A 20,517-nucleotide genomic window follows, 5' to 3' on the forward strand; every position below is an offset into this window, starting at 1 on the left:
CGCATGAAATTCGATGCCTGGACGATACCGTTTGTACACAAACGTGCAAGCCGTGCATGCCGCACTGCAACGCGATTGCCTTCTTTGTGGACAGGGCGGATAGGCAAATGAGGTTTTATGCGGCAGCGGCATCTTTTGCGCTGCACCGCCGCTTGACAGGCCCGGGGGACCGCGCGCAACATCGTTCGTATACGAATGATAACTGCAGTGTCCGCCGGCTCCGACATGGTGACTGAAACGACGAGCGCCGTCATCGACAAGATCCGCTGCGATGCTTGTCCGGTGATGTGCTACATCAAACCGGGCGCGGCGGGCGCCTGTGACCGCTATGCCAATCACGACGGCAAGCTTGTCCGGGTCGATCCTCACGTGATCCTGGAACGCACCGTCTCGCATGGCGGCAAGCTGGTTCCGTTCAGCCGCACGGAAGACTGGGACGGCAAGATCGTCCACGAGCCCTCGACTTTTGTGACGGCGATCGGCGCGGGCACGACCTATCCCGACTACAAGCCGGCGCCGTTCATCGTCTCCGCGGAGGTCGATGGCGTCGACATGGTGACCGTCGTCACCGAAGGCATCTTCTCCTATTGCGGCATCAAGGTGAAGATCGACACCGACCGGTATCTCGGGCCGGAGACCGCGACTGTCCGCGCGCAGGGCGAGGCGGTCGGCCATGTCACCACCAGCGAATACGGCTCGCAGATGCTGTCGCTCGGCGGCGTGCATCATCTGACCGGCGGCTCCAAGAAGGAGGGGCGGGTCACCTGCGACACGCTGATGGACCTCGCCAATTGCAAGGCGGTGGAGCTGACCATCGACGGCGGCGCGACCGTGGTGGTGCAGGCCGGGCAACCGCCGATCGTCAACGGCGTCAAGGAAGAGCGCATGCGCGTCGGCTGCGGCTCGGCGACGATCGGCATGTTCGCAAAACAGTGGCACGGCAAGGTCGACGAGGTCGTCGTGGTCGACGACCACATCACCGGCGTCCTCAGCGAGCACCAGGCCGGCAAGCTGCTCGACATCCCCGACACCGGCATCAAGATGAAGGGGCGGCGCTCGACGCCCGGCCGCTATTTCCAGGTCGCCGATCCCGGCACGGGCTGGGGCGGCACCAACATCTCTGATCCCTTGTCGATCCTCGGGCCGTTCGATGCCAAGGAAGCAAAGCCCGGGCTGACCATGCTGATGGTCTCCACGACCGGGGAGCATTCGTCCTATTACGTGCTCGACGAGGCCTTGAAGCCGGTCGAGACTGAAATGCCGGCCGATTTGAAATTCTCGGTCGAGCGCATCCAGGAAAATTGCGAGCCGGCGCTGTGCACGGTGCTGTTCATGGCCGGCGCCGGCGGCTCGCTGCGCGCCGGCGTCACCGACAACCCGGTGCGGCTGACGCGTTCGGTGAAGGATGCGCTGACGCGCGTCACCAGCGGCGGCGCGCCGGTTTATGTCTGGCCCGGCGGCGGCATCACCTACATGGTCGATGTGACGCAGATGCCTTCCGGCGCGTTCGGCTATGTGCCGACGCCGGCGCTGGTTGCACCGATCGAGTTCACGATGAAGCTGACGGACTATGCCGCTCTCGGCGGGCACATGGATTATGTCAAGCCATTGTCCGAAGTGCAGAACGGCGAGGACGTGCGCCAGCTGTCCTGGCAGAACCCGATTCCGGGTCCACGGGCATGACACGGCGCCCGCAAATCGCATTGCTGTCTGATGGGCGGCGGCTGCATTTGCAGGATGGTCCGATCGATCTGATCGTGGAGGCGAGGGGACGCACGGACGAGGTGCGTGCGGCTTATGAGGCCGCGACGCTGCGGTTCACCGGATTGCTCGACGAGCTTTGCGCGGAGCTACCGCAATTGCGGTCCGCCGCTGAGGATCGGACGTCGCTGACGGGCGTTGTAGCGCGGCGGATGCACGCCGCGGTGGCGCCCTATGCCGCTGATTGCTTCATCACGCCGATGGCGGCCGTTGCCGGCAGCGTGGCGGAGGAGATTCTGAGCGCAATGCTGAACGCTGCGACGTTGGATCGGGCTTACGTCAACAACGGTGGCGACATCGCTTTTCATCTCGGCGCCGGTGAGCATTTTTCGGTCGGCTTGATGGATCGGCCTGACCGCGACGGCGTGATGCGGACGATGAGGGTCGATGCGGATGACCCGGTGCGGGGCGTCGCCACCAGCGGGCGCCACGGCCGGAGCTTTTCGCTCGGCATTGCCGATGCGGTGACGGTGCTGGCGGCAACCGCTTCGCAGGCCGATGCGGCAGCGACCGTGATCGCCAACGCGGTCGATCTGCCCGGGCATCCGGCCATTGTTCGGCAGCCCGCGAACGAGCTTCAGCCCGACAGCGATCTCGGGGGGCGTCTTGTCACCCGCGACGTCGGTGAATTGTCTCCGAATGATATCGCCGCCGCGCTGGAATCTGGCGCGGAATGTGCACGGCATTTGTTCGATCGCGGATTGATCGAGGGTGCCGTGCTGCGGCTCTGTGGTGATATGCTTGTCATCGGAACCAAGGATATAGAAGAGCAACGAACGCGCCCGCTTGTGCTGGAGAGCGCGGTCTGTGCCTGAACGGGGAAGCGAAACATGAGCGCGATCATCCGCAAGATCGTCACCGTCATCGAAGAGACGCAGATGGAGATGGGACGGCAGGTCTCGCCGCCGACCCGGCGCGCGGCGGCGATTGCCGTGATCGAAAACCCCTTTGCCGGGAAATATGTCGAGGATCTCTCGCCGCTGATTGCGATCGGTGAGGAGCTGGGCGAGCTCTTGTCGAAGCGCGCGGTGGCCGCGCTCGGCATCGATGGCGCCAAGGCGCAGAGCTACGGCAAGGCCGCGGCCGTCGGCGAGAACGGCGAGCTTGAGCATGCCGCCGCCATCCTCCACCCCAAGATGGGCGCGCCGGTGCGCAAAGTGCTGGGCAAAGGCGCGGCTCTGATCCCCTCGTCGAAGAAGCGCAGCGGGCCGGGCACGACGCTGGACATTCCGCTCGGTCACAAGGACGCGGCCTTCGTGCGCAGTCATTTCGACGGCATGGAGGTGCAGATCAACGACGCGCCGCGTGCCAACGAGATCATGGTCGCAGTCGCCGTCACCGACAGCGGCCGTCCGCTGCCGCGCGTCGGCGGACTGACGGTTGCGGAGATCAAGGGCGAAGACGGCTTGAGATAAGATACGTAAAGAGTTCAAACTGGAGGTTGGGATGCGAGCAAGAAATACTATCGTCGGCGCGGCCTTCGCGCTTCTGACGAGCGGCATGGCTCATTCGGCCCTGGCGCAGGACATCAAGATCGGCGAGATCAACAGCTATTCGCTGTTGCCGGCCTTCACCGAGCCCTATCGCAAGGGCTGGCAGCTTGCCGTCGAAGAGGTCAACGCGGCGGGCGGCATCAATGGCAAGAAGCTCGTCGTCGTTTCGAAGGATGATGGCGGCAAGCCGGCGGATGCGCAGACCGCCGCCAACGAGCTCGTCTCGAGCGAGGGCGTTGCCATGCTCGCGGGCACGTTCCTGTCGAACATCGGTCTTGCGGTCTCGGACTTCGCCAACCAGAAGAAGGTGTTCTTCCTCGCGGCCGAGCCGCTGACGGACGCCATCACCTGGTCCAAGGGCAACAAATACACCTTCCGCCTGCGTCCCTCCAACTACATGCAGGCCGCGATGTTGGTCGAGGCGGCCGCCAAGCTGCCAGCGAAACGCTGGGCGACGATCGCGCCGAACTATGAATATGGCCAGTCGGCCGTTGCCGTGTTCAAGAAGCTGATGTCGGAGAAGCGCCCGGACATCCAGTGGGTCGACGAGCAATGGCCGCCGCAGGGCAAGATCGACGCCGGCCCGGTGGTGCAGGCGGTTGCCGCCGCCAATCCCGAAGCGATCCTCAACGTCACCTTCGGCGCCGATCTCGTCAAGCTCGTGCGCGAAGGCAACACCCGCGGCCTGTTCAAGGGGCGCGAGGTCGTCTCCTTCCTGACCGGCGAGCCGGAATATCTCGATCCGCTCAAGGACGAGACGCCGGAGGGCTGGATCGTCACCGGCTATCCCTGGTACTCGATCAAGACGCCCGAGCATGATGCGTTCCTCAAGGCCTACCAGGCCAAGTACAACGACTATCCGCGTCTCGGCTCGATCGTCGGCTACCAGACCATCAAGTCGGCAGCCGCGATTCTCGCGAAGGCGGGCTCGACAGATCCCGAGAAGCTGATCGCCGCGGCGGAAGGGCTGTCGATGGGCTCGCCGTTCGGCGAGATCACCTTCCGCAAGATCGATCACCAGTCGACGCTGGGCGCTTTCGTCGGCAAGACCGCGCTGAAGGACGGCAAGGGCGTGATGGTGGATTCGTCCTACAAGAAGGGTGCGGACTACCTGCCCAGCGACGCCGAAATCGAGAAGCTGCGGCCGAAGGATTGATCTCTTCTCCCTCGACCTGCTTGCGGGGAGAGGGTGGGGTGAGGGGGAGCCTCCGCGAGGGAGGTGACAGACTGGACTCGCGGAGACTCCACCTCACCCGAATTTGCGCGTCGCGCAATTCGACCTCTCCCCGCAAGCGGGGAGAGGTGAACCAAGACCCGCGTGCCGCGGCACGCAACACCAACCCGGACCGCCGATGGCCTTTTACGTCGTACAGTTTCTGACCGGTCTCGCCAGCGCAGCGTCGCTGTTCCTGGTGGCGTCTGGCCTGTCGATCATCTTCGGCGTGACGCGGATCGTGAATTTCGCGCATGGCGCCTTCTACATGATCGGCGCCTACGTCGCCTTCACGCTGACCGAGCGGCTGTCGGGCGCGTTCGGCTTCTGGGGCAGCATCGTTCTGGCCGCGCTCGCCGTGGCGCTGATCGGCGTCATCGTCGAGATGGTGCTGCTCCGGCGCATCTATCACGCGCCTGAACTGTTCCAGCTGCTCGCGACCTTCGGCCTGACCTTGATGGTCGAGGATCTCGTCGTGCTGATCTGGGGGCCCGACGATCTCGTCGGCCGCCGCGCGCCGGGGTTCAAGGGCGCCATCGACTTCTTCGGCCAGAACATCCCGAGCTACGACCTGTTCCTGATCGTGCTTGGCCCCGTGGTGCTCGGCATCCTCTGGCTCTTGTTCCAGCGCACGCGCTGGGGCGTCTTGGTGCGCGCGGCGACGCAGGACCGCGACATGGTTGCCGCGCTCGGTGTCAATCAAAAGTGGCTGTTCACATCAGTGTTTGCCGTCGGCGTCTTCCTCGCCGCTCTTGGCGGTGCGCTCCAGATCCCGCGCGATGCCGTGCATCACGCCATGGATTTGCGCATCATCGTCGAGGTCTTCGTCGTCGTCGTGATCGGCGGCCTCGGCAGCATCGTCGGCGCCTTCGTTGCGGCGGTGCTGGTGTCCGAACTCAATGCCTTCGGCATCCTGATCTTCCCGAAGATCTCCATCATCCTGGTCTTCCTGGTGATGGCAGTCGTGCTGATCGTGCGTCCCTGGGGACTGTTCGGCAAACCGGAGGCGGCGGCGCGCAAGACGCCGGGTCTCACGGTCAATCCCTGGCGGCCACTGACGTCGAACGAGCGGCTCGCCTCGCTGGCAGCGCTGGCCATCGCGGCGACGCTGCCGCTGTTCGCCGGCAATTACGCGCTGACGGTCGGGTCGGAGATCGCGATCTTCGTGATCTTTGCCGTCAGCCTGCACTTCCTGATGTCGGTCGGCGGGCTCGCGTCGTTCGGTCACGCAGCCTATTTCGGGCTCGGCGCCTATGGCATCGCCTTCCTCGCCAAGATGGCGGGGCTGCCGATGATCGTGTGCCTGTTGCTCGGCCCGTTGCTCGGCTGTCTGGGCGCGGCGGTGTTCGGCTTCTTCGCGGTGCAGCTCTCCGGCGTCTATTTCGCGATGCTGACGCTCGCTTTCGCGCAGATCGTGTGGTCGATCGCGTTCCAGTGGGTGAACGTAACAGGCGGCGATAATGGCATTCTGGGCCTTTGGCCGTCGAGCTGGGCGGCGAGCCCGTCGCATTTCTACTGGCTGGCGCTCGGCGTCGCGGCGCTCGTCACGATCGCGTTGCGGGCCATGGTGTTCTCGCCGTTCGGCTACGCGCTTCGTGCCACGCGCGACTCGGTTCTGCGCAGCGAGGCGATCGGCATCAATGCCAAGCGCATTCAGTGGACCGCCTTCGTCATCGCGGGCACGACCGCCGGCATTGGCGGCGCGTTGTTCGCCTACCTCAAGGGCAGTGTGTTTCCCGACAATCTCGGTATCTCGCTGTCGGTCGATGCACTGGTCATGGTGCTGCTCGGCGGCGTCGAGACGGTGTCTGGCGCGGTGATCGGCGCGATCGTCTACAAGGCTTTGAACATCTGGCTGGTGAGCCAGACCGATCTGTCGAAGCTCGTGCTCGGAGGCTTCATCATGCTGATCGTCGTCGTCTTCCCCAAGGGCATCGTCGGCATGCTGGAGATGCTGGCGCAGCGCCGCAGGAAGTCCTCGCCGCCGGGATCCCCCTTGCTTGCCAAGCCGATCGAGTCCGCCGAATGAGCGTTGCACCCCCACTTCTCGCGGTCGAAGGCCTGACCAAATCCTATGGCGGCATCCATGCCGTGCGCGGTGTGTCCTTCTCGCTGCAGGCCGGCGAGATCCTGGCGCTGATCGGGCCGAACGGCGCGGGCAAGAGCACCTGCTTCGACATGCTCAACGGCCAGAACAAGCCGGACTCGGGCGACGTCCGCCTGCGCGGCGAGGAGATCACAGGCCGGAAGCCGCGTGAGGTGTGGCGGCTCGGGGTCGGGCGCACGTTCCAGATCACTGCGACCTTCGCCACGATGACCGTGCGTGAGAACGTGCAGGTCGCGCTGATCTCGCACGGGAAACAGCTGTTCAATCTCTTCGGCTCGGCGCCGAAGTTCGACCGCGGCGAGGCGGGCCGCCTGCTCGAACTGGTCGGCATGGGCGGTTACGCAGACCGTCCCTGCGGCGAGCTTGCCTATGGCGACCTCAAGCGGCTCGAGCTTGCGGTCGCGCTCGCCAACCAGCCGAAATTGCTGCTGATGGACGAGCCGACCGCCGGCATGGCGCCGCGCGAGAGGGTCGATCTGATGCGGCTGACCGCGCGCATCGCGCGCGAAAAATCGATCGGCGTGCTCTTCACCGAGCACGACATGGACGTGGTGTTCGAGCATGCCGACCGTATCATCGTGCTCAACCGCGGCACGTTGATCGCCGAGGGCTCGCCGGCCGAGGTGCGCGGCAATCCGCAGGTGCAGGCGGTCTATCTCGGCGAAGGCCTGGTCTACGATGCCCGCCATCGCGAGGGAGCCTCGACATGAAGCTCACTGTGCAGGACCTCAACAGCCATTACGGCCCGGCGCACATCCTGTTCGACATCGGCTTCGAGGTCGGGGAGGGCGAGGTGGTGGCGCTGCTGGGACGTAACGGCGCCGGCAAGTCGACGACGTTCCGCTCGATCGTCGGCCTCGTGGCGCAGCGCTCCGGGCGCATCATGTTCGAAGGCAAGGACGTCTCGGCGAAGCCGACCCATGAGATCGTGCGCGAAGGCCTCGGCTACGTGCCGGAGGAGCGGCGCATCTTCACCGACCTCACGGTTGAGGAAAACCTCGAAGTCGGCCGCCAGCCGAAGCGGCCGAACGCGCCGCACTGGACGCGCGAAAAACTGTTCGCGCTGTTTCCAAATCTCGGCGAGATGAAGAACCGCCCGGGCGGGCGCATGAGTGGCGGCGAGCAGCAGATGCTGACGATCGCGCGCACGCTGATGGGCAATCCCTCGCTGGTGCTGCTGGACGAGCCGTCGGAAGGCCTGTCGCCGAAGATCGTGGAGCAGATGGTCGATGCCATCCTGACCATGAAGAAGGAGGGCGTCAGCATCGTCGTCTCCGAGCAGAATCTGCATTTCGCGCGACTGATTTCGGACCGCGCCTACATCATCGAGCGCGGCCGCATCTGCTTCGGCGGCACCATGGCCGAGCTCGACGCGCGTCCGGATATCCGCGACGCGCATCTGTCGTTGTGAGGCAAGGGGAAGGGCTGCGAACGGATGGCGAGAAGCGTGGCGGCGAAGAAGAACGTCAAACCGTCGAAACCGCCTTACGTGCTCGACGAGCAGGTCGGCTTCATCCTGCGCCAGGTCTGGCAGCGTCACAGCTCGATCTTCGCCCGCGACATCGGCACCAACCTCACGCCGACGCAATGGGCAGCACTGTCGAAGCTCGCCGAGACCGGCCCGTGCTCGCAGAATCAGCTCGGACGCCTGACGGCGATGGACGTCGCGACCATCAAGGGCGTGATCGATCGTCTCACCGCGCGCGGCCTGACCGAGACCAGCCAGGATCCCGATGACGGACGGCGCCTGCTGGTCAGCCTGACCCGCGCGGGACTGCAGCTTGCGGAGAAGTTGGCGCCGAATGCGCTGGCGATCACGCGGGAAACTCTGGCGCCGCTCGACGCCAAGGAGCGCGAGACGCTGATGGCGCTGCTCAATAAGTTGAGGTGAATGACACCGTCATTCCGGGACACGCGCAGAGCGCGTGAACCCGGAATCCGGAGATTGTTGCGCGAGATTTCCGGGTTCGCGCTCACGCGCGCCCCGGAATGACGGCACGTGGCGTCACTTCGCCACCACCTCCGGCACCTTGCCGGCAGGCGGCGTGTTGCGGCTGCGCTGGGTGCGCACGATGCCGTCGATGATGGTCATACCGATGCCGGGGAGGTCGCCGAGCTGGACGCTCTCCAGAATGTTCTTGCCGGGCGAGTGCTGCGCCTTGTCCATGATGACGAAGTCGGCGGAACGGCCGACTTCAATGAGGCCGCAATCGAGCGCGCGCATCCGGGCGGTGTTGCCGGTGGCGAGACAAAAGGCGATCTCGGCCGGAAGCTCGCCGAGCGAGGACAGCATCGACACCATGCGCAAGATGCCGAGCGGCTGCACGCCGGAGCCGGCGGGGGCGTCGGTGCCGAGGATGACGCGGTGCAGGTCGCCCATCTCGCGCGCGGTGCGCAGCGTGAACAGGGCCGAGCGCTCATTGCCGTTGTGCACCAGTTCGAGGCCGCGCTTGCAGCCCTCGCAGATGCAGCGGATCTGGTCATCAGGCAGGGCGGTGTGGCCGCCATTGATGTGGCCGACCACGTCGGTGTCGGCCTCCAGCACCACATCCTTGTCGATCAGGCCCGAGCCAGGGATCGAGGGGCCGCCGGTGTGGATCGTGCTCTGGATGCCGTATTTGCGCGCCCAACCGACCATTTTTCGTGCGGTCGGGCCGTCCTTCACGCCACCGAGGCCGACCTCGCCGAGCAGCTTGACGCCGTTGGCGGCCATCTCCTTGAAGTCTTCCTCGACCATCTCGCATTCGATCACCGGCGCGCCGGCGTGAACCTTCACGCCGCCGGGACGCAGGGTCCAGAACGCGCGCTGGGCGAACACGGCCATGGCCTTGAGGCCGACGACGTCGCGGGGACGGCCGGGCATGTGGACTTCGCCGGCGGATATCATGGTGGTGACGCCGCCATGGAGGTAACTGTCGATCCAGTTGATCTGGTTCTGGCGCGGCGTCCAGTCACCGGCGACAGGGTGAACGTGACTGTCGATCAGCCCAGGCGCCACCGTGGTGCCGTTAGCGTCGACGATGGTGGTCGCGCCTTCGGTGTTGACGTCCTTGAAGCGGCCGATCGCGCTGATCTTGCCGTTCTCGGCGACGATGGTGTCGCCGTCCAGGATCGGCTTTTCCAAGGCGCCGGACAGGATCAGGCCGATATTTCGGATCACGAGCTTCGAGGGTCCGGCGGCCTGGGGTGCGTCATGCGCCATGGAAAGGGCTCCTTATTCCTAACTGCAACGCTTCCGATCTTGGGCAGCCTTGACCGCGGGATCAAGCCGGATTATTCATTAGTATACAAATGATCGTGTACAAACGACGCATAGCTGGCCGCCTCGGAACCGCACAGAAGCGAAACGGAAGGGTGAGATGAGCAATTTCAATCAGGAAAGCGTTTTGAGCGTCCACCACTGGACCGATACGCTGTTCTCCTTCAAGACCACCCGCAGCCCGACCTTCCGCTTCCGCAACGGCGAGTTCACCATGATCGGGCTCAAGGTCGGCGAGAAGCCGCTGCTGCGGGCCTACAGCGTCGCCAGCGCCAATTACGAGGACACGCTGGAGTTCTTCTCGATCAAGGTGCCGGACGGTCCGCTGACCTCGCGCCTCCAGCACCTGAAAGAAGGCGACGAGATCATCGTCAGCCGCAAGGCCACCGGCACGCTGGTGATCGACAACCTGGAAGAGGGACGCAACCTCTATCTCATCGGCACCGGCACTGGTCTCGCGCCGTTCCTGAGCGTGATCAAGGACCCCGAGACCTACGAGCGCTTCGAAAAGGTCGTGCTGCTGCACGGCTGCCGGCACGTGAAGGAGCTCGCCTATGGCGAGATGATCACCGAGCATTTGCCGAAGGACGAGCTGCTCGGCGAGTACATCCGCAATCAGCTGATCTACTATCCGACCGTGACGCGCGATCCCTTCCGCAACCGCGGTCGCATCACCGACCTCATCACGTCAGGCAAGCTGTTCACCGATATCGGCCTGCCGGTGCTGGAAGCCGCCCGGGACCGCGTCATGATCTGCGGCAGCCCGGCGCTGGTCGCGGACACCCGCGTGCTCCTGACCGAGCGCGGCTTTGTCGAAGGCAACCACGGCGAGCCCGCTCAGTTCGTGGTCGAAAAGGCTTTCGCCGAGCGCTAAGCCCGAAAGAGACCGCATTTTCGCCCTCTGGCGGGCGTTGCGGCGCCGATTCGGCGCTTGATACTATGTGGGAGCGAATCAGCGGAGTTCCCACATGGTTGCGGACAGCGACAGCAATATCGCCTGGCACCGGGTTCAGTTGAAGAAGAATCGCGCCGAGTTGAAGGCGCTGGAGACCGCGCGCTTCACGATGGGGGAGATCGCCTCGTCGAAGCGGAACGGACAGACCCAGAAGTCGATCGCGGAGCTCAAGCGGAAGATCGCGCAGTCGGAGCGCGCGATCGCCGATCACGACAAGCGCACGCGCCGTCCGCTCGCAACCGATCTGCAAAGCCTCAGCAATGGCAGCTGGAGCCATTGGGACGCCTACACGCAGCAACAGCGCAAAAGCGGGCAGCGTTCACCCGGGCGGGGTTAACCGGTTTCTCGGCATCTGCGCCGTAGGGACGCAGGTATGTCCCCTTGCTCCGGCCGAGCCACCCGCCATCTGGGTGAGATCGCAGCAATTAGTCCGGTGATGCCATGGTCGTGCGCCTCGATTTCACCAGCGAGGCCTTCTTTCGCGATCCGCCCAAGGTGATTGCGACACTACGCATGTCCGGCCCCGTGGTCGCGACACGATTTCCTCTCATCGGCGATGTCTGGATCACCACGACACATGACGCCGCCGCGCAGGTCCTGAAGGACAGCGCGACCTTCACGCTGCGCAAGGAGGATGGCGACGTCGCGGGTTTGCGCTGGTGGATGCCGAGATACGTCAGGACCATCGCCAACAACATGCTGACGATGGACGAGCCGGATCACACGCGGCTGCGTAGCATTGTGGATGAAGCTTTTCGCCGCCGCGCGATCGTCGCGATGGAGCCGCGAATTCGTGCCATGGCCGACGGTCTCGCCGATCGGCTATTCGCGAAGGAGCGACCGGCCGATCTCGTCCAGCGCTACGCGCGAATCCTGCCGCTCGCCGTTATCTCGGAGCTGCTGGGTTTGCCGCTGGCCGATCGTCCAAAGTTCATCGCCTGGGCGAACGCGATGTCGTCGCTGACGAATGTCCTCAGCTTCTTCCGCTTGCTGTTCGCGTTCCGCAGGATGCGCGGCTACCTCGAGCAGCAGTTGCAGATCGCGCGCGTGCAGGGCGGCGAGGGCCTGATTGCCGAGCTGATCCAGGTCGAGCGCGAAGGCGGCCAGATCACGCCAGATGAAATGGTCTCGATGGTGTTTCTGTTGCTCGCGGCGGGATCGGAAACCACAACGCATCTCATCAGCGGTTCCGTCTACGAGCTGCTGAGGAATTCCGAGCTGCGCGACTGGCTGGAACAGGACTGGAGTCGCGTCGGGCTTGCGGTCGAGGAGTTCCTGCGCTTCGTCTCGCCGGTGCAATTCTCCAAGCCGCGCTATGTGCGGCGCGACGTCGAGGTCGAAGGCGTGCGCCTGAAGAAGGGCGACCGCGTCATGGTGATGCTCGCCGCCGCGAACATGGATCCGGCGATGCATGATCGTCCCGAGAGCCTCGATCTCGAACGTAAGCCGAACCGCCATATCTCGTTCGGCACGGGTATCCATTTCTGCCTCGGCCATCAGCTCGCGCGCATCGAGGCGGCCTGCGCGCTGGAAGCGCTGTTCGCGCGTTGGCCGAAACTCCGGCTCGCTGTCGAGCCTTCGCAAATTCGGTGGCGTCGCAGGCCGGGACTTCGCGCGATCGAGAAGCTTCCGGTTCTGGACGACGCTATGACGGCGATGTCCGCCCAGCGGGCCGCTTGACGAGCCGCAACTCCGGAATCGCGCTCGTTCCGAGTGCAAATTTCATCTGAAGTTTGCGCCTCGGCCAGGAACGGTGCGTGATCGCACCTGTTGTGATCCAAACCTCGAAATCCGGAAGCGGAGGTTTACAATGAGTTCCAGTGCGATTCCGGTGTTCGATAAGACGGCACAGACGACGCATCTCTGGCTCAACGAGATCAGCGAGCAAATCGGTTTGGACGATCAGCAGTCGTGGCGCGTAACGACGGCCGTGCTGCACGCGATACGTGATCGCCTGCCGGTGGAGCTTGCGGCGCATCTGGGATCACAGCTGCCGCTGCTGGTCCGCGGCGCGTACTATGATCAGTTCCGGCCATCGGCGATGCCGAGCTGGGTGCGATCGCTGGAAGAGTTTCTTCAGCTGATCGCGGAGAAACTGAAGTTCGGGCGACCGGTCGATACGGAGGATGCCGCACGTGCGGTGTTCAATGTTCTCTCCCGGCACTTGACCGCGGGCCAGATCGAAAAGGTCAGGGAAGCTTTGCCGGAGGACGTGCGGGCGATCTGGAGCGCGGAACCCGGCACGACGGATCAGAGGAGTATGTCGCACTAGGCCGACAGAAACCTCCCCACGAGGCCGGCGTTAGCAGACGGATACCCCGAAAGATGACCGGAGATCCAGCATGCAAGTTCACGAGATCATGACATCATCCGTCCACATTGCCGATCCCAACATGACCATACGGCAAGCCTCCCGCTGGATGCGCGACGACGATGTCGGAGCCTTGCCGGTGGGCGAGAACGATCGCCTCATCGGCATGATCACGGACAGGGACATCGTCACGCGCGCGGTGGCGGAGGAACGCGCGCCGGGCAACACGTCCGTGCGCGAAGTAATGTCCGAGGGCGTCTGTTATTGCTTCGAAGACGACGATGTCGAAGGCGCTTCGCAGGTCATGGCCACGCACCAGATCCGGCGTCTCCCGGTGATCAATCGCCAGAAGCGCCTGGTCGGTGTCGTTGCACTAGCAGACATCAGCAGGACAGATGACGAGTGCGCGCAAGACGCGTTGAAGGACATCTCCGCACCCGCTGCGCGGGAGCGGCACTGACGGCGCCACGGCGTCGCTTTCCACGAGGAGGTCCCATGGCCAGCAAGATGCCACCCGTCCCAGATGCCAACCAGAGCCCCAAGGGAACTGGTGACAGCAAGCAGGTCCGCGCAGACCAGACGCCGCACGGCCAGCGGCGTGTGCAGAATCCGGACCAGCAGGGACAGCAAGGCAACATCAAGCAGAACACGACCAATCAAGGCTATCAGCAAGATCGTTGAGGAGGATGACATTCATGTCGACATCCACCAAGACACCAAACAGCATTCGCCAGGGCGGACCCGGCGCGTCGCATGAGAACGCCAAGTCGCCACTGGAGGTGAAGAAGCCGCCGGCGGATGATCCGCAGCGCAGCCACAGCCGGATTTCCGGCGGTGGGGGAGAGCGCGATTCCCATCATAGGCACGATGAGGCCGGAAAGGGCGGAGGCAGGTGACATGACCAACAAGCAACCCAAGCTGTACGCGCCGACTGAAAAGGACATGCGCGACAATCCCCTGATCGGCGGATCGAAGGGGACGAAGATGGCAGGCATCTCGTCTGACGATCTCGAGGACACCTTTGGCGAGAACACCATCGAAGGCGACGTCGAGAACGACGTGAACATCGGTGGCGGTATCGACAAGGATGTCGCGCGGAGTGGTTCGCCCCGAAGGGGACGGTAAGATTGGAGGCCCACGATGCAGGGCAAGAAGACCCATGAACAGCAAGTGCGCATCCTTGAGCGCAAGCCTGATGTTCCCGATGCGCGAGAACTCGAGCAGGCTGCCGGTCATGACCGCCGCGACACGCCCGTTCATCGGGCCAACCCGGAGGCGCGTCAAAGCGAGTTTGCGGTGAGCCGCGGTGGTCTCAACCAGGAAAGCGACCACAACAAGCACAACAACCCCGGTCAGCGCGGCCATAAGCCGCCGAAGCCGACGCCAGCGCAACAGAAGCACTGAGCCTTCAGAGCTCGACCACTGCAAGAAGAGGAGAGACCGATGCCAGGTGGGCATGGCAGCAAGACGCATTTCAGATCCGGCATGCATGGCAAGGGCGACGGTACTGGCGCCATGGCCGAAGTCCCCAAGGACAAGATCGGCGACAACATGGTCCTGTCCAACCGCGACAAGGCCCAGCATTCGGATATTCGTGGCATGGACAGCAAGTTCATCCAGACCGAGCAGTATCAGGATCACGCGGCCAATCGGCTCGAGGAGGAGCCGGAGACCGACGAGACCTGAGAGGGGTTCCTCCCGCCAACTTGCGGACCGGTGTTCAGCCGGTCCGCTTTTTTGTGGGCATAAGATCGCGCTCCCAGCCGAACACCGAGCGGCCGTCCAGATCCGGTGAGGCCGCACGTTCACCCGCGATGAAATCCGCAACCGAAGGGCCCTGTGCGGTGCGCTCCAGCCGTCGCGCCTGATCGTCGAGGCGCTTGATCGCCTGCATCTCCTCCTCGCGTCCGAGCTTCGCGTTCTGGATCGCGCCCTTCAGCACCCGAATGGTCTCGTCATAGACCTTGATCGGAACGGGGTAGGGATGTCGGTCCTTGCCGCCATGGGCGAGCGAGAAGCGCGCGGGATCTCCGAAGCGATAGGGCGCGCCGTGCACGACCTCCGCGACCATCGCGAGCGAGCGCACGGTGCGCGCTCCGACGCCAGGCGTCAGCAGCAGCTCCGGAAAATCGACCGGGCCACGCTCGGCCGCAGCGGCGAGCGTGCCGTGCAGGCGGCGCGCGAACACGTCCTTGGGACGGACGTCGTGATGTGCGGGCATGATCAGGTGCGGCAGCGTGCCTTGTGCCGGCGTGGACTCGGCCTCCATGAGCCGTTCGAATTCGGAGATGATGCGGTCGGGGCCGAGATCGGAGAGCAGCTCGACCTGCGCCGCCCGGGAAATATCGGCGCGATGATCGGTGAGATTGACGATCTCCCCCTGTTGCGGCCCGTCAATTGCGCTGTGCGGCGTATCGACAAAGCTCCTCAGCGCCTCGGAATGCCAGTGATAGCGTCGCGCCTGCCGCTTGTCGCCATTCATGCCCTGCTGCACCACCGTCCATTTGCCGTCGGCGGTAACGAAGAAGCCGTGGAGGTAGAGGTCAAAGCCGTCCTGGACCGCGGCGCTGTCGACCTTGGCCACCAGGCGGCTGGCACGGGTCAGCTTGATGCCGTCGAATCCGACGCGGTCGCCGAGTTGCAACAGCTCATCCGGCGTCTTGCGCGAATGCTGACCTCGGCCGCCACAGACGTAAATCCCGAGCTCGTCCTGAAGCGGTCCGAGCCCACGCTTCAATGCGCCGATCACGGAGGTGGTGATGCCGGAAGAGTGCCAGTCCATCCCCATCACGGCGCCGAACGACTGGAACCAGAACGGATGCGACAGGCGCTGGAGAAACGCATCGCGGCCGTAATGATGCACGATCGCTTGGGTGACGATCGCCCCCAGCGATGACATGCGGCTCGCCAGCCACGGCGGAACTCGTCCGGTGTGAAGAGGAAGATCAGCGCTGCCGGTGCGTCGAGTCATGGGTAGCCAAGGTAGCGCATTCCGGCGACGGTTGCACCAGTGGGATGCCGCGTTGCGCGAGGCCGGGGAGCGAAGCTCGCCGCAACGCGTTGAACGCTGACGGGAATGCATTACGGGGACACTCATGAATTGGCAGGGTCTCATGGCCGACATCGACGGGATGTTTGGTTGGATACCGTCATGGTTCATCGGTCTCAGTCTGGTTGCCGGTGCGATCATCGTCGCGCTGTTCGCGCACCGGGTCGCGGCCTGGCTGCTCAACCGCACCTTTGGAACCCGTCTTCCGCTCTTGCGTGTGTTCATCCAGCGTACGGCAGGCCCGGCGCAAATGGCGCTCTGCCTTGCCGCGGTCGCGCTGGTGCTGCCGCTTGCGCCGCTCGACGACATGATCCGCACCCCGCTGACGCGCCTGTTCGTCGTGTTCTTCATCGCCCTGACCGGCTGGATCTCCATCCGGATCGTCGACATGAGCGCGGCGCGCTATCTGCAGAACTTTCGCGACGTCACAGAGAACTTCATCGCGCGCAAGCACGTCACGCAAGTGCGCGTATTCAAGCGCGTCACCGACACCATCATCGTCATCATCACGGCGTCGACCGCGCTGATGACGTTCGACTCGGTGAGGCAATATGGCGTCAGCCTGTTCGCCTCCGCCGGCGCGGCCGGCATCATCGTCGGTCTTGCCGCGCGGCCGCTGCTGAGCAATCTGATCGCGGGCTTGCAGATCGCGATCACCCAGCCGATCCGCATCGAGGACGCCGTGATCATCGAGAACGAATGGGGCTGGGTCGAGGACATCGCCTCGACCTACGTCGTGATCCGGCTGTGGGACTGGCGCCGCATGGTGGTGCCGCTGTCCTATTTCATCGAAAAGCCGTTCCAGAACTGGACGCGCGACACCGCATCCCTGATCGGCGTGATCGCGCTCCACGTCGATTATCGCGCCGACGTGCCGCGCATCCGGCGCTGGCTGGAAGGCGCGGTGAAGGAGTCAAAACTCTGGGACGGTGCGGTGGTGAATCTGCAGGTGATCGACGCGGATCCGCGCGCCATCGAGCTCCGCGCGCTGGTCAGCGCGCGGAATGCACCGCAATCCTGGGACCTGCGCTGCGAGATCAGGGAGAAGCTCGTGGCCTTCATCCGCGACGAGATGCCGGAAGCGCTGCCGCGCGAGCGCGCGATCCTGATCCCGTCGGTCGATGACGATGCCGATTTGGTGCGACGGACCCGCGCCGCCGGAGCAAATGCCGGCGCGGGTCCATAACTGAACGGCCCAGGCCCGTTGCTGGACCGTCCTGCCATTGCCGACGGTTTTTGTTGACGAGACCTTATCTTTTGTACGATAGTACAAATCCCATGGTCCGCAAATCCACCAGCAAGGAGACGGCCCGCAAGCCGAACATGCGCGAGGCGATCCTCGCCGCGGCCGAGGAGCTGTTCGCCATCAACGGCTTCAACGCCGTCTCGGTACGCGACATCGCGCAGGCCGCAGGGGCTAATCCGGGCAGCGTCACTTACCACTTCAAGACCAAGGACGGCCTGCTGCTGGAGATCTATCGGCGCCATTGCGGGCCGATGAATCTGCGCCGTTCCGAGCTGCTCGCCGCCGCCAGGCGCGTGCGCGATCTTCAGGACCGGTTGGAGGCGATCGTGCGCGCCTATGTGGTGCCGGCGTTCACCTCGGGCAGCGATCTTGCCGGTGGTGGTGCGCGCTTCACGCGGCTGCGCGCGGTGATGTCCGCGGAGGGCAACGAGGTCGCGCGAAAGATCATCGCGCAGACCTTTGACGACACCAGCCATGCCTTCATCGACGCGATCCATGAGAGCCTGCCGCACATCCCGCGCGCCGACATCGTCTGGCGCAGCCATTTCCTGCTCGGTGCACTCTATTATTCGCTGGTGACGCCGGAGCGCGTGTCGCGCCTGTCGCGCGGCGAGGCCGACGGCAGTGATGCCGCGGGCGCCATCGAGCAATTGGTGCAGGCCACCGTCGCCGCCTTCCAGGCGCCGGCGCTGGATCAGACGGCGCCGGCGCGGCGGCGGCCGGCCCTCAGCAGCAAAACTTGAAGCAAGCGATCTCGCTTCGGCGGTTCACCCGATGACGACGATGTACACGCCGACCATTCCGCCGCCCGATCCGAACACGCGCAGGCCGACGTTCAAGCTGCCGAAACTGTCATGCGATGCGCATTGCCACATCTTCGGGCCCGGCGCGAAATATCCTTACGCGCCGGACCGCTCCTACACGCCGCCGGATGCGCCGCTGGAGGATTTCCGCGCGTTGCACGCCAAGCTCGGCGTCGAGCGCGCCGTCATCGTCAATGCCAGCGTGCACGGCACCGACAACAGGGTGGCGCTCGATGCCATCGCGCAGAGCAACGGCGCCTATCGGGCGGTCGCCAATATCGACGACAGCATCACCGAGCGCGGGCTTCGCGTGCTGCACGAGGGCGGCTTCCGCGGCTGCCGCTTCAATTTCGTCCGCCATCTCGGCGGCGCTCCGGACAAGCGCGTGTTCGACCGCATCATCGCGATGGTCACGCCGCTCGGCTGGCACGTCGATCTGCATTTCGATGCGATCGACCTGCCGGAATATGCCAACATGCTGACCAGGCTGCCGCTGCGCTACACCATCGACCATATGGGCCGGGTGAAGGCGTCGGAAGGGCTCGATCAATTGCCGTTCAGGATTCTGATCGAGCTGATGCAGCGCGATGAGAAGTGCTGGGTCAAGATCTGCGGCCCGGAGCGGGTGTCCTCGCGCGGTTCGCCGTTCACCGACGCGGTGCCGTTCGCGCGAAAGATCATCGAGACCGCGCCGGATCGCGTCGTCTGGGGCACCGATTGGCCGCATCCCAATGTCAAGGTGATGCCGAATGACGGTGACCTCGTCGACCTGATTCCGTTGTTCGCGCCGGAGCCGGAGTTCCAGAACAAGATCCTCGTCGACAATCCCGCGCGCCTGTTCGAGTTCGAGGCATGACGACGTTGCTGAGATCGAGAAGCTGCGCGCCGCAGGGGACGCCGGCCAACGGCTATCAAAGGAGTGACCCATGAAAACAGGTCTCGTGATCACCGCTCATCCGGGCGATTTCGTCTGGCGCGCCGGCGGCGCCATCGCGCTGCATGCGAAGAAGGGCTATCGCATGAAGATCGTCTGCTTGTCCTTCGGCGAGCGCGGCGAGAGTCAGTTCGCCTGGAAGGAGAAGGGCGCGACGCTGGAATCGGTCAAGGCCGGCCGCAGGGACGAGGCGGAGCGCGCCGCAAAGCTGCTTGGTGCCGAAATCGAGTTCTTCGACTGCGGCGATTATCCGCTCAAGCTCACCGAGGCACACTTCGATCGCATGGTCGACATCTACCGGGAGCTCAATCCGAGCTTCGTGCTGACGCACGCGCTGGAGGACCCCTATAATTTCGACCATCCGAACGCGGCGCATTTCGCGCAGGAGACGCGCGTGGTCGCGCAGGCGATGGGCCATAAGCCCGGCGCGCAGTACAAATATTCGGCACCGCCGGTGTTCCTGTTCGAGCCGCACCAGCCCGAGCAGTGCAACTACAAGCCCGACACGATCCTCAAGATCGACGAGGTCTGGAACGAGAAGCACGAGGCGTTCCAGATCCTCGCCGCGCAGAAGCATCTCTGGGGCTATTACGAACGCGTTGCGCTCAACCGCGGCATCCAGGGCAGCCGCAACACCGGCGTGCCCATGACTTACGGCGAGGCTTATCAGCGCCTGTTTCCGACGATTGCGGAGGAACTGGCATGAAGTCGGTCGTCGTTCGCAACATCAAGCGCGCCGATCCCGCCGGAATGGCGGAGTACGGCGTCTCGACCGTGCACGAGGCCTATGGCCGCATTGGCCTGATGAAGCCTTACTTGCGCCCCGTCTGGGCAGGCGCGTCGATCGCCGGTCCCGCCGTCACCGTGCTGGCGCAACCCGGCGACAACTGGATGATCCATGTCGCGGTCGAGCAGTGCAGGAAGGGCGACATCCTCGTCGTCGGCTGCACCACCGATAATACCGACGGCATGTTCGGCGAGCTGCTCGCCACCTCGCTCCAGGCCCGCGGCGTGCAGGGGCTGATCATCGATGCCGGCTGCCGCGATGTCAAAGCGCTGCACGAGATGAAATTTCCGGTGTGGTCCCGCGCTATCTCGGCCAAGGGCACGGTGAAGGCCACGCCCGGCTCGGTCAACGTCCCCGTGGTCTGCGCCGGCGTCAATGTCGATCCCGGAGACATCGTCGTGGCCGATGATGACGGCGTGGTGGTGGTCGCGAAACGCTATGCTCCTGAAGTCGCCGAGAAGGCGAAGAAGCGCAACGCGGATGAAGCAGGCAAGCGCACGCGGCTGGCCTCGGGCGAGCTCGGCCTCGACATGTACAGCATGCGCGAGGCACTGGCGAAGGTCGGCCTCGTCTATGTCGACAATCCCGAGGACGTCTGA

General features: G+C 64.3%; 25 protein-coding genes. 23 read left to right on the forward strand and 2 right to left on the reverse strand.

Annotated elements, in window-relative coordinates; all coding sequences use genetic code 11:
* Nucleotides 1-225 precede the first annotated feature (225 nt).
* From EAV90_RS08350 to EAV90_RS08385, 8 genes are all read left to right on the forward strand, one after another.
* Nucleotides 226-1,683: a 6-hydroxynicotinate reductase gene (locus EAV90_RS08350; protein ID WP_174221639.1), complete on the forward strand. Its 1,458-nt coding sequence runs from the start codon at nucleotides 226-228 to the stop codon at nucleotides 1,681-1,683.
* On the forward strand, nucleotides 1,680-2,576 hold the full coding sequence (locus tag EAV90_RS08355) for a UPF0280 family protein (RefSeq protein ID WP_129143146.1): 897 nt from the start codon (nucleotides 1,680-1,682) through the stop codon (nucleotides 2,574-2,576). Before EAV90_RS08350 ends, EAV90_RS08355 begins: the two co-directional genes overlap by 4 nt.
* Before the next feature lie 15 nt (nucleotides 2,577-2,591).
* The gene (locus tag EAV90_RS08360) at nucleotides 2,592-3,176 is read left to right on the forward strand and encodes an amino acid synthesis family protein (protein ID WP_129143147.1); all 585 of its coding nucleotides are present in this window, start codon (nucleotides 2,592-2,594) and stop codon (nucleotides 3,174-3,176) included.
* Between the two features lie 31 nt (nucleotides 3,177-3,207).
* Nucleotides 3,208-4,410: an ABC transporter substrate-binding protein gene (locus EAV90_RS08365; protein ID WP_122403808.1), complete on the forward strand. Its 1,203-nt coding sequence runs from the start codon at nucleotides 3,208-3,210 to the stop codon at nucleotides 4,408-4,410.
* A 196-nt stretch (nucleotides 4,411-4,606) separates the two neighbouring features.
* The gene (locus tag EAV90_RS08370; protein WP_122403807.1) at nucleotides 4,607-6,496 is read left to right on the forward strand and encodes an ABC transporter permease; all 1,890 of its coding nucleotides are present in this window, start codon (nucleotides 4,607-4,609) and stop codon (nucleotides 6,494-6,496) included.
* Entirely contained in the window at nucleotides 6,493-7,284 is a 792-nt protein-coding gene (locus EAV90_RS08375; protein ID WP_129143148.1) for an ABC transporter ATP-binding protein, read from the forward strand. The genes EAV90_RS08370 and EAV90_RS08375 overlap by 4 nt, the downstream gene beginning before the upstream one ends.
* Nucleotides 7,281-7,985 carry an ABC transporter ATP-binding protein gene (locus EAV90_RS08380; RefSeq protein WP_027571698.1) on the forward strand — a complete coding sequence of 235 codons (705 nt, stop codon included), beginning with the start codon at nucleotides 7,281-7,283 and terminating at the stop codon, nucleotides 7,983-7,985. The genes EAV90_RS08375 and EAV90_RS08380 overlap by 4 nt, the downstream gene beginning before the upstream one ends.
* A gap of 24 nt (nucleotides 7,986-8,009) precedes the next feature.
* Entirely contained in the window at nucleotides 8,010-8,465 is a 456-nt protein-coding gene (locus EAV90_RS08385) for a MarR family winged helix-turn-helix transcriptional regulator (protein ID WP_122403805.1), read from the forward strand.
* 114 nt (nucleotides 8,466-8,579) lie between these two features.
* Here the strand turns inward: EAV90_RS08385 and EAV90_RS08390 are convergent, their stop codons facing one another.
* Nucleotides 8,580-9,776 (reverse strand): amidohydrolase family protein, encoded by a 1,197-nt coding sequence (locus EAV90_RS08390; RefSeq protein WP_122403804.1) that lies wholly within the window; start codon nucleotides 9,774-9,776, stop codon nucleotides 8,580-8,582.
* Nucleotides 9,777-9,933: 157 nt separating this feature from the next.
* On the opposite strand from EAV90_RS08390, the gene EAV90_RS08395 reads away from it, so the two are divergent.
* The 10 genes from EAV90_RS08395 to EAV90_RS08440 all read left to right on the forward strand — a co-directional run bounded on the left by EAV90_RS08395 (nucleotide 9,934) and on the right by EAV90_RS08440 (nucleotide 14,785).
* Nucleotides 9,934-10,707 carry a ferredoxin--NADP reductase gene (locus EAV90_RS08395; RefSeq protein WP_129143149.1) on the forward strand — a complete coding sequence of 258 codons (774 nt, stop codon included), beginning with the start codon at nucleotides 9,934-9,936 and terminating at the stop codon, nucleotides 10,705-10,707.
* 94 nt (nucleotides 10,708-10,801) lie between these two features.
* Nucleotides 10,802-11,125, forward strand: coding sequence for a hypothetical protein (locus EAV90_RS08400; protein ID WP_122403802.1), 324 nt, complete (start codon nucleotides 10,802-10,804; stop codon nucleotides 11,123-11,125).
* Nucleotides 11,126-11,229: 104 nt separating this feature from the next.
* Nucleotides 11,230-12,468, forward strand: coding sequence for a cytochrome P450 (locus EAV90_RS08405; RefSeq protein WP_129143150.1), 1,239 nt, complete (start codon nucleotides 11,230-11,232; stop codon nucleotides 12,466-12,468).
* Between the two features lie 130 nt (nucleotides 12,469-12,598).
* Entirely contained in the window at nucleotides 12,599-13,060 is a 462-nt protein-coding gene (locus EAV90_RS08410) for a DUF2267 domain-containing protein (RefSeq protein WP_129143151.1), read from the forward strand.
* Nucleotides 13,061-13,130: 70 nt separating this feature from the next.
* Complete coding sequence (locus tag EAV90_RS08415; RefSeq protein ID WP_129143152.1) at nucleotides 13,131-13,559, forward strand: CBS domain-containing protein; 429 nt, start codon at nucleotides 13,131-13,133, stop codon at nucleotides 13,557-13,559.
* Nucleotides 13,560-13,594: 35 nt separating this feature from the next.
* Nucleotides 13,595-13,780: a hypothetical protein gene (locus tag EAV90_RS08420; protein WP_129143153.1), complete on the forward strand. Its 186-nt coding sequence runs from the start codon at nucleotides 13,595-13,597 to the stop codon at nucleotides 13,778-13,780.
* 14 nt (nucleotides 13,781-13,794) lie between these two features.
* Nucleotides 13,795-13,995, forward strand: a complete 201-nt coding sequence (locus EAV90_RS08425) for a hypothetical protein (protein WP_122406730.1) — start codon at nucleotides 13,795-13,797, stop codon at nucleotides 13,993-13,995.
* A 1-nt stretch (nucleotide 13,996) separates the two neighbouring features.
* A complete protein-coding gene (locus EAV90_RS08430; RefSeq protein ID WP_122403798.1) occupies nucleotides 13,997-14,224 on the forward strand; it encodes a hypothetical protein in 228 nt (75 codons plus the stop codon).
* 15 nt (nucleotides 14,225-14,239) lie between these two features.
* On the forward strand, nucleotides 14,240-14,503 hold the full coding sequence (locus tag EAV90_RS08435) for a hypothetical protein (protein WP_129143154.1): 264 nt from the start codon (nucleotides 14,240-14,242) through the stop codon (nucleotides 14,501-14,503).
* Nucleotides 14,504-14,542: 39 nt separating this feature from the next.
* Nucleotides 14,543-14,785, forward strand: coding sequence for a hypothetical protein (locus EAV90_RS08440; protein WP_122403796.1), 243 nt, complete (start codon nucleotides 14,543-14,545; stop codon nucleotides 14,783-14,785).
* A 34-nt stretch (nucleotides 14,786-14,819) separates the two neighbouring features.
* Here the strand turns inward: EAV90_RS08440 and EAV90_RS08445 are convergent, their stop codons facing one another.
* Complete coding sequence (locus tag EAV90_RS08445) at nucleotides 14,820-16,070, reverse strand: DUF763 domain-containing protein (protein WP_129143155.1); 1,251 nt, start codon at nucleotides 16,068-16,070, stop codon at nucleotides 14,820-14,822.
* A gap of 124 nt (nucleotides 16,071-16,194) precedes the next feature.
* Here EAV90_RS08445 and EAV90_RS08450 point away from each other — a divergent pair, with 124 nt between their 5' ends.
* The 5 genes from EAV90_RS08450 to EAV90_RS08470 all read left to right on the forward strand — a co-directional run bounded on the left by EAV90_RS08450 (nucleotide 16,195) and on the right by EAV90_RS08470 (nucleotide 20,517).
* Complete coding sequence (locus tag EAV90_RS08450) at nucleotides 16,195-17,334, forward strand: mechanosensitive ion channel family protein (RefSeq protein WP_430644723.1); 1,140 nt, start codon at nucleotides 16,195-16,197, stop codon at nucleotides 17,332-17,334.
* Between the two features lie 92 nt (nucleotides 17,335-17,426).
* The gene (locus tag EAV90_RS08455; protein ID WP_129143156.1) at nucleotides 17,427-18,137 is read left to right on the forward strand and encodes a TetR/AcrR family transcriptional regulator; all 711 of its coding nucleotides are present in this window, start codon (nucleotides 17,427-17,429) and stop codon (nucleotides 18,135-18,137) included.
* A 31-nt stretch (nucleotides 18,138-18,168) separates the two neighbouring features.
* Nucleotides 18,169-19,053 carry an amidohydrolase family protein gene (locus EAV90_RS08460; protein ID WP_129143157.1) on the forward strand — a complete coding sequence of 295 codons (885 nt, stop codon included), beginning with the start codon at nucleotides 18,169-18,171 and terminating at the stop codon, nucleotides 19,051-19,053.
* 70 nt (nucleotides 19,054-19,123) lie between these two features.
* The gene (locus EAV90_RS08465) at nucleotides 19,124-19,837 is read left to right on the forward strand and encodes a PIG-L deacetylase family protein (protein ID WP_129143158.1); all 714 of its coding nucleotides are present in this window, start codon (nucleotides 19,124-19,126) and stop codon (nucleotides 19,835-19,837) included.
* Nucleotides 19,834-20,517, forward strand: coding sequence for a 4-carboxy-4-hydroxy-2-oxoadipate aldolase/oxaloacetate decarboxylase (locus EAV90_RS08470; protein WP_129143159.1), 684 nt, complete (start codon nucleotides 19,834-19,836; stop codon nucleotides 20,515-20,517). The genes EAV90_RS08465 and EAV90_RS08470 overlap by 4 nt, the downstream gene beginning before the upstream one ends.

The sequence above is a fragment of the Bradyrhizobium vignae genome, assembly GCF_004114425.1.
Taxonomy (GTDB): Bacteria; Pseudomonadota; Alphaproteobacteria; order Rhizobiales; family Xanthobacteraceae; genus Bradyrhizobium; species Bradyrhizobium vignae.

What these genes read in the sequence shown, in the direction of transcription:
- EAV90_RS08350 (WP_174221639.1), top strand. Translation starts at nt 226, where the DNA reads ATGGTGACTGAAACGACGAGCGCCGTCATCGACAAGATCCGCTGCGAT.
- EAV90_RS08355 (WP_129143146.1), top strand. Translation starts at nt 1,680, where the DNA reads ATGACACGGCGCCCGCAAATCGCATTGCTGTCTGATGGGCGGCGGCTG.
- EAV90_RS08360 (WP_129143147.1), top strand. Translation starts at nt 2,592, where the DNA reads ATGAGCGCGATCATCCGCAAGATCGTCACCGTCATCGAAGAGACGCAG.
- EAV90_RS08365 (WP_122403808.1), top strand. Translation starts at nt 3,208, where the DNA reads ATGCGAGCAAGAAATACTATCGTCGGCGCGGCCTTCGCGCTTCTGACG.
- EAV90_RS08370 (WP_122403807.1), top strand. Translation starts at nt 4,607, where the DNA reads ATGGCCTTTTACGTCGTACAGTTTCTGACCGGTCTCGCCAGCGCAGCG.
- EAV90_RS08375 (WP_129143148.1), top strand. Translation starts at nt 6,493, where the DNA reads ATGAGCGTTGCACCCCCACTTCTCGCGGTCGAAGGCCTGACCAAATCC.
- EAV90_RS08380 (WP_027571698.1), top strand. Translation starts at nt 7,281, where the DNA reads ATGAAGCTCACTGTGCAGGACCTCAACAGCCATTACGGCCCGGCGCAC.
- EAV90_RS08385 (WP_122403805.1), top strand. Translation starts at nt 8,010, where the DNA reads ATGGCGAGAAGCGTGGCGGCGAAGAAGAACGTCAAACCGTCGAAACCG.
- EAV90_RS08390 (WP_122403804.1), bottom strand. Translation starts at nt 9,776, where the DNA reads ATGGCGCATGACGCACCCCAGGCCGCCGGACCCTCGAAGCTCGTGATC.
- EAV90_RS08395 (WP_129143149.1), top strand. Translation starts at nt 9,934, where the DNA reads ATGAGCAATTTCAATCAGGAAAGCGTTTTGAGCGTCCACCACTGGACC.
- EAV90_RS08400 (WP_122403802.1), top strand. Translation starts at nt 10,802, where the DNA reads ATGGTTGCGGACAGCGACAGCAATATCGCCTGGCACCGGGTTCAGTTG.
- EAV90_RS08405 (WP_129143150.1), top strand. Translation starts at nt 11,230, where the DNA reads ATGGTCGTGCGCCTCGATTTCACCAGCGAGGCCTTCTTTCGCGATCCG.
- EAV90_RS08410 (WP_129143151.1), top strand. Translation starts at nt 12,599, where the DNA reads ATGAGTTCCAGTGCGATTCCGGTGTTCGATAAGACGGCACAGACGACG.
- EAV90_RS08415 (WP_129143152.1), top strand. Translation starts at nt 13,131, where the DNA reads ATGCAAGTTCACGAGATCATGACATCATCCGTCCACATTGCCGATCCC.
- EAV90_RS08420 (WP_129143153.1), top strand. Translation starts at nt 13,595, where the DNA reads ATGGCCAGCAAGATGCCACCCGTCCCAGATGCCAACCAGAGCCCCAAG.
- EAV90_RS08425 (WP_122406730.1), top strand. Translation starts at nt 13,795, where the DNA reads ATGTCGACATCCACCAAGACACCAAACAGCATTCGCCAGGGCGGACCC.
- EAV90_RS08430 (WP_122403798.1), top strand. Translation starts at nt 13,997, where the DNA reads ATGACCAACAAGCAACCCAAGCTGTACGCGCCGACTGAAAAGGACATG.
- EAV90_RS08435 (WP_129143154.1), top strand. Translation starts at nt 14,240, where the DNA reads ATGCAGGGCAAGAAGACCCATGAACAGCAAGTGCGCATCCTTGAGCGC.
- EAV90_RS08440 (WP_122403796.1), top strand. Translation starts at nt 14,543, where the DNA reads ATGCCAGGTGGGCATGGCAGCAAGACGCATTTCAGATCCGGCATGCAT.
- EAV90_RS08445 (WP_129143155.1), bottom strand. Translation starts at nt 16,070, where the DNA reads ATGACTCGACGCACCGGCAGCGCTGATCTTCCTCTTCACACCGGACGA.
- EAV90_RS08450 (WP_430644723.1), top strand. Translation starts at nt 16,195, where the DNA reads ATGAATTGGCAGGGTCTCATGGCCGACATCGACGGGATGTTTGGTTGG.
- EAV90_RS08455 (WP_129143156.1), top strand. Translation starts at nt 17,427, where the DNA reads ATGGTCCGCAAATCCACCAGCAAGGAGACGGCCCGCAAGCCGAACATG.
- EAV90_RS08460 (WP_129143157.1), top strand. Translation starts at nt 18,169, where the DNA reads ATGACGACGATGTACACGCCGACCATTCCGCCGCCCGATCCGAACACG.
- EAV90_RS08465 (WP_129143158.1), top strand. Translation starts at nt 19,124, where the DNA reads ATGAAAACAGGTCTCGTGATCACCGCTCATCCGGGCGATTTCGTCTGG.
- EAV90_RS08470 (WP_129143159.1), top strand. Translation starts at nt 19,834, where the DNA reads ATGAAGTCGGTCGTCGTTCGCAACATCAAGCGCGCCGATCCCGCCGGA.